The 5,509-nt window shown below is 53.4% G+C and carries 4 protein-coding genes and 3 pseudogenes; 4 read left to right on the top strand and 3 right to left on the bottom strand.

The window, feature by feature from the left end; translation table 11 throughout:
* Positions 1-123: 123 nt before the first annotated feature.
* Positions 124-432: pseudogene (locus QP891_RS11425) on the bottom strand (integrase core domain-containing protein); the annotation flags it as partial.
* A gap of 36 nt (positions 433-468) precedes the next feature.
* A pseudogene (locus QP891_RS11430) lies at positions 469-1,819 on the bottom strand (IS256 family transposase).
* Between the two features lie 55 nt (positions 1,820-1,874).
* Between QP891_RS11430 and QP891_RS11435 the strand changes: the two are divergent.
* From QP891_RS11435 to QP891_RS11450, 4 genes and pseudogenes are all read left to right on the top strand, one after another.
* Positions 1,875-2,336, top strand: a pseudogene (locus QP891_RS11435) (IS6 family transposase); the annotation flags it as partial.
* A gap of 641 nt (positions 2,337-2,977) precedes the next feature.
* Positions 2,978-3,451, top strand: a complete 474-nt coding sequence (locus QP891_RS11440; RefSeq protein ID WP_239268981.1) for a PDDEXK family nuclease — start codon at positions 2,978-2,980, stop codon at positions 3,449-3,451.
* 171 nt (positions 3,452-3,622) lie between these two features.
* Positions 3,623-4,276, top strand: coding sequence for a hypothetical protein (locus QP891_RS11445; protein ID WP_284771334.1), 654 nt, complete (start codon positions 3,623-3,625; stop codon positions 4,274-4,276).
* Positions 4,276-4,632, top strand: a complete 357-nt coding sequence (locus QP891_RS11450) for a hypothetical protein (RefSeq protein ID WP_239268985.1) — start codon at positions 4,276-4,278, stop codon at positions 4,630-4,632. Before QP891_RS11445 ends, QP891_RS11450 begins: the two co-directional genes overlap by 1 nt.
* Positions 4,633-4,959: 327 nt before the next feature.
* On the opposite strand, the gene QP891_RS11455 is transcribed toward QP891_RS11450, so the two are convergent.
* Positions 4,960-5,217 (bottom strand): hypothetical protein, encoded by a 258-nt coding sequence (locus tag QP891_RS11455; RefSeq protein WP_239275893.1) that lies wholly within the window; start codon positions 5,215-5,217, stop codon positions 4,960-4,962.
* Positions 5,218-5,509: the final 292 nt, after the last annotated feature.

Genomic DNA, 5,509 nt, shown 5'->3' on the forward strand with positions numbered 1-5,509 from the left:
TGTCGTTGGGGCTGGCTTTTGTGCCGGTGGTGTAGCTGTGGTGTGGGGTGTGTCGTCCTAGTGCGCGGTGTGGGCGTTAGGGTTGCCCGCAAATCGTGGACACGTAGTAGAGCTACCTAGTGGTTAGGCAGCTAATTCTTTTCTGCTGGTGGTTAGGCTGGTGTGGTTCTCGAAATCGACGGGGCTGACCATCCCGAGGGCGGAGTGCCGACGTCGACGGTTGTAGACCACTTCAATCCAGCAAGCCACAGCCTGACGCGCAGCATCGCGGGTGGCCCAGCGCTTCCGGTCGTAGAACTCGGTCTTAAGCGTCGACCAGAACGACTCAGCCATCGCGTTATCGAAACACACTCCGGTACGCCCCACGGATTGAGCAATGCCCAAATTGCGGCACACCTCCCAGAGCTGCTCGCTGGTAAATTGTGTCCCACGGGAGAGTGTCCGATTCTTTGTGTGCGGGGGCTTGGTTTACAAGTAATCCGCGAATCGGTTGGGGTAGGCCACAGCTAGTTGGTTGATGGCTTGTTTCCACCCGGTGGCTTTCGCTCCTTCAATATAGCCGTTGCATTCAACGTCGCGTTTTGTTTTCTTCGCTCGCTGGGCAGCGCGCTTGTCTTCGATGTCGCAGATCATCAGCCACAGCGTCTTCAGTGCGGCAGTATCGTTCGGGAATTGCCCCCGGTTACGGGTAGCTTTACGCAGTTGGGCGTTGAGCGATTCGATCGAGTTGGTGGTGTAGAGCACTCGCCGCGCCGCTGGCGGGAACTGCAGAAACGGCACGAACCGCTCCCATGCGTCCCGCCAGACTTTGACCGACTGGGGGTATTTCCGGCCAAGTTCACTGGCCTCGAAGGCATCCAGGCTGGCACGTGCAGTGTCCTCGTTAGCGGCTGTGTAGACCTCACGCAGTACGCGGGAGACTGATTTGCGGTCCTGGTAGGACACCCACCGGTTCGCAGCCCGAATCAGGTGCACAATACAGGTCTGCACCATGGAATTCGGCCAGGTTGCCTCCACGGCTTCCGGCAGGCCTTTGAGCCCGTCGCAGCACACGATGAACACGTCTTGGACACCGCGGTTAGCCAGATCCGCACACACCGATGCCCACAATGCGGCGCCTTCATTGTCCGCGATCCACAATCCCAGGATGTGCTTGATGCCGTCCATGTCGACACCAACCGCCATGTAGCAGGACTTGTTGACCACGCGGTGGCCATCGCGGATTTTAACGCGTAGCGCGTCGAGGAAGATCACCGGGTAGAACTCATCTCACTGGCGGTTTTGCCAGATCATGACCTCTTCCAAGACCGCGTCGGTAATGGTGCTGATCGTATCCGGGCTCATATCCACACCGAGGGTGGTTGCGAGATGGTGGCAAATATCGCGCACGGTCATCCCGCCGGCGTACAGCGAGATAATCATGTCGTCGAGCTCTGTGAGCCGACGTGTGCCCTTGGGCATCATCCGGGGAGTAAACGTGCCGGCGCGATCCCTGGGCACGGTCACTTCCACCGCGCCGTAGCCAGAGTTGACGGTTTTGGTGTACGACCCGTTGCGGTGATTGCTGCTCTGTGCGGTTTCCACCTGGGCTTTGGCCTTGCGGTCGGAATGGCTATAGCCCAAATGCGCATCCATCTCTGCCTGGAGACCAGCGTTAATCGAAGCCTGCAACAGGCCTTTGACCAGCTCGCTGGCGTCATCGGTGGACGTCGACAGCTCGCCGATCAAGCTGGCGAGCTTAAGGATTTTCCATCAGCTTCTCACTGATGTCGTTGACCCTCGCCGGGTCATGGTTTTTCTTCGGTGACACAGTAGTCATTATCTGTGAAACTCCTTCTAGATCAGAGCCTCACACACAAACTTCCTGACACTCTCGGGTTGGCGGCAGGTGGTGCTACCTCTATCGGGCGATCACCGCCGGTGGCCAGACCTTGGGCTTTTACCTCTCTTCGAATCGGAACGTGGCCGCAGCGAAGTGTTTCCTGGCCAAGGCCGTCAGATCCAATGCGTCAGCCGGGTATCCCAGAGTGATCAACGCCGATAAAGCACCCTCCCTAGCCAGGGCAATCGCCGAGTTAAAGTCAGAGGGAATCTGCCCGCCAACAGTGGAACACCGGCAGGTGAAATACCTCAACAACATCCTGGAAGGCGACCATGGTCGGCTGAAGCGGATCCTCGGGCCAAAAGGCGCGTTTAAGAACCGGATATCTGCATATCGGACGTTGAAAGGGATGGAGGCGATGCACTCATTGCGGAAAGGGCAAGGCACGATGTTTGCCTACGGGCAACCGAACCCGGACGCGGTGATCGTCAACCAGGTCTTCGAGACGGCCTAACAACGCCCACACGCAGCGGCCGTCAGGGAATGAGAAACTGAGTCTTCGCTGCTCTCCGCCCAACTTTGCAACAGTACCGCTAAAACAATCGGGAAGCCTACACCTTCACCTCGGATATGATCGCCGAGAACTTTTCGACAAAATGGACTACTGCGGTAGAGCGAAGAAACTTTCGCAACGACATCAAGAAGGCCATTCATGACATTCTGTGTGTGGCCTAACGCTGGAATTACCTCCAATACTGACCGGTGTCACGTTGATCAAGACAGTCACCTCAGTCCGACAGCGGCCGTCTCGTCCAGAACTCGACTAGACAGAACACAGAAGACTAGCGCCCTCCGGCGCGCTTTCTTTTTACCTGAAAGCACTTTGCGCTGATCTGCCATCATCTTGCTAGTTATACACAGGGGTTTACCTATTTTCCCAGGTGGCTTATAACTATATCCCTGTAGATCTATATCCCCAGCCGATCAACCAACAGAACCGTCATATTGTGGGTTATGGTTTATACTCCCGCCTCGCCTTGCGGCTCGTTGGGCTGCCGCCCAAATCAAAGATTTGGTTGCCACCAACCAGCCCTTGTTACGGGTGCGTTGTGAAAGAATCAACAACTAAGACTTACCTACCCACCTTAGAAAGCCATGACCACACCACAATCCCTGATCACTCGCCTGGCGTCCCCAGACGCCACTGAGCGCACTGAAGCTGACATTCAGTCCGACATCAAGACCCTGCTGACTACCGCCGACTTCGACCTGGATACCCCACGGTTGGAAGAGCAGATCGGTGATGGTTCTCACCGACGAATCGACATCGCCACCGGAGCCACTGTCATCGAAGTAAAAAAGCGGCTCACCAACGAGAGCGCCGACGCGGACTACATCAACCAACTCGCTGGCTACGTCACTACCCACATGAGCCAAGATGGTTCCCGCTACAACGGAATCCTCACCGACGGGAAAACCTGGTGGCTGTTCGAGCAGTCCCCGCCGATGGCTCCTTCGTCCGGCGCAGCACCTTCGAGCTTGCCCCTGGAGCTACCGGGTTCGGGCTTATTGAATGGCTCAAAGCCGTGTTGGCTACTCGGAGCAATTCGCGAATATCATTTTGATTGAACCTATCACAGGCGAGAACTCTCATTTATGAAACATCGGGAATCCCGCAATTCTCATTCCACCAGCGAGAGTATTCCACATGCTGTAGGATGCGGCTCATCTGAGAAGCGGGATGTCAGGATGGCGTGTATCCTAGATTTGTTCCGCCTATCGATACAGAAAGGTTCTATCATGAATCGAGTCGCACTTCTGACAGTTGTGTCTCTAATCACTGCAGGTATTGCCCCCGCAGCTTCTGCCGAAACGGTTGAACAAGCAGAGAAAACTCCTGTTTGGTCTGAAGAGCAATTTGATAGGTCTCTTAAGGAGATCACTCCTGAAGAGAAGAAGCAGCTTGAGCTAATTAGTAACGTCGGTGAACATATTGATTACGACGATGAGGGTAACCTCAAGTCCGATCTCAACGATGATCAGCTTCGTAGTGATTATGGTTTCGAAGACAAAGATGTCAGTTTTTTCCACTCAGTGCTTGCTGAGGATGAAAGCATTGTTCAGCACAAGGAAAACGAGCCAAAAATTGTCACTACATATGATCACAAGCTCGGCCACATATCAAATAGCGATTTGACGGTTGGGACGGCTGCAACTCTTACCGCAGCGGCAATGGAAGGGCCAGCTGCTCTTGAGGCGGCATTCTTTGCTTGGGGTGCTGTAGCAGGCGAGCCGATCGGAGCTGCTATTTCTGGCGCTGCCGGCCTTCTTGGGGCAACTTACTTTGTCGATCTCGCTACTAAAATCACAGGGGCGGTCGCGCAGGGTAAAGGTATTACCTGGTACTCTAAGTGGGGATTTCCGCCAATTACCGCAGAGATTGAGGATGACTAATGCGGACGGATAAAGATCCAAAGTTTATTCGCTTTCCAGAATCTCTGTGGGCTTTTGTCACTATATTCCCCTCGGATATTATTGAGAAACATGGAGTTGAGCACTTTTTCAATTCTGGATATTTGTGGCTCTATTCAATATTGGGAGTAATCCTTTTTGGTATTTCCATGATCATGGGTGAAAAAGCGGTATCTCCTTGGATGCATCGTGTGCGTTCCATTTTCCTCTTTGCTGCAACGATAGCTATTACAGCTTTCTTCCCTAGCTTGGTTGGGCGAATAGTCGTGGCGTTCCTAGCCATCTGCTACTTTTTCTGGCCCAATAACCATATAGTCTTTCGTCGAGCAGCGGCATGATCGGTGTTTTAAGTGGAGCTAGCAGTTTATTAATCACTTGATAAAAAGTGATAGGATCTTGCTAAACTGTCTTCCAAAACTTGGCCACAGTACTCATGCGGGTACTGTGGCCAAATTGGTGCATCTATCAAAAAGGGTACATAAGGGTTAAGTAGCTCTTAACTATGGAGTTGTGACGCCTTGAGAGTGTCAGGGAGATTTGGATTCAGAATCCCGCCACAAGGAGTTATTGAAATCCGCCCTTGATGCCCTTTTCTCGTTTCCGACCTAACCTAAACGGAACACGCCTAGGGGGATGAAGCGTCCGGGGTTTAGTTCCTACCTCAGCTAAGGAAGGGTTGAACTCTGCCTAAGACGCTTCACTTTACCGAAAGCCGGGCTGGTATTCATCGCATTAATAGCGTCCATTGCCGCCAGCTGCTCATGGCTGAGTGTGCATAGTGACGAGCTAATGGTCGGCGCGGCATTGATCGTGGTCGCGATTGTTTTATCCAGAAATCGGGAGGGGTGACGATTTAACCAAAAGATAAAAGCTGCAGGTAGTGCTACATGCTCGGAAACATATATTTTCCATAGTTTAGCCATACGGCAGGGGGTGACGTCTGTATATAAGACGGCATCACACGACTGCACAACTCTTACCTGTAGCAAGGGAGGAATGGCGAGCGTCCCAGCGTGAGAGTATTGCGAAACCCCCGCGCGCGCATTAGCCTAAAACACGACAGCACAGTTCACCTTTGAATGGTTGCGTCCAGTAGCGTGGTGTATCTGTAACTGACGGTGGGGGGCCTGACCCCCGGAAAGTGGACACATCGGGGGCTAGCTATGCTGCTGTGGTCAGTATAGCCGAAGACTTGGTTTCAAAGACATCAGGCGC

This window comes from Corynebacterium sp. MSK310 (assembly GCF_030227355.1).
Lineage (GTDB): Bacteria > Actinomycetota > Actinomycetes > Mycobacteriales > Mycobacteriaceae > Corynebacterium > Corynebacterium rhinophilum.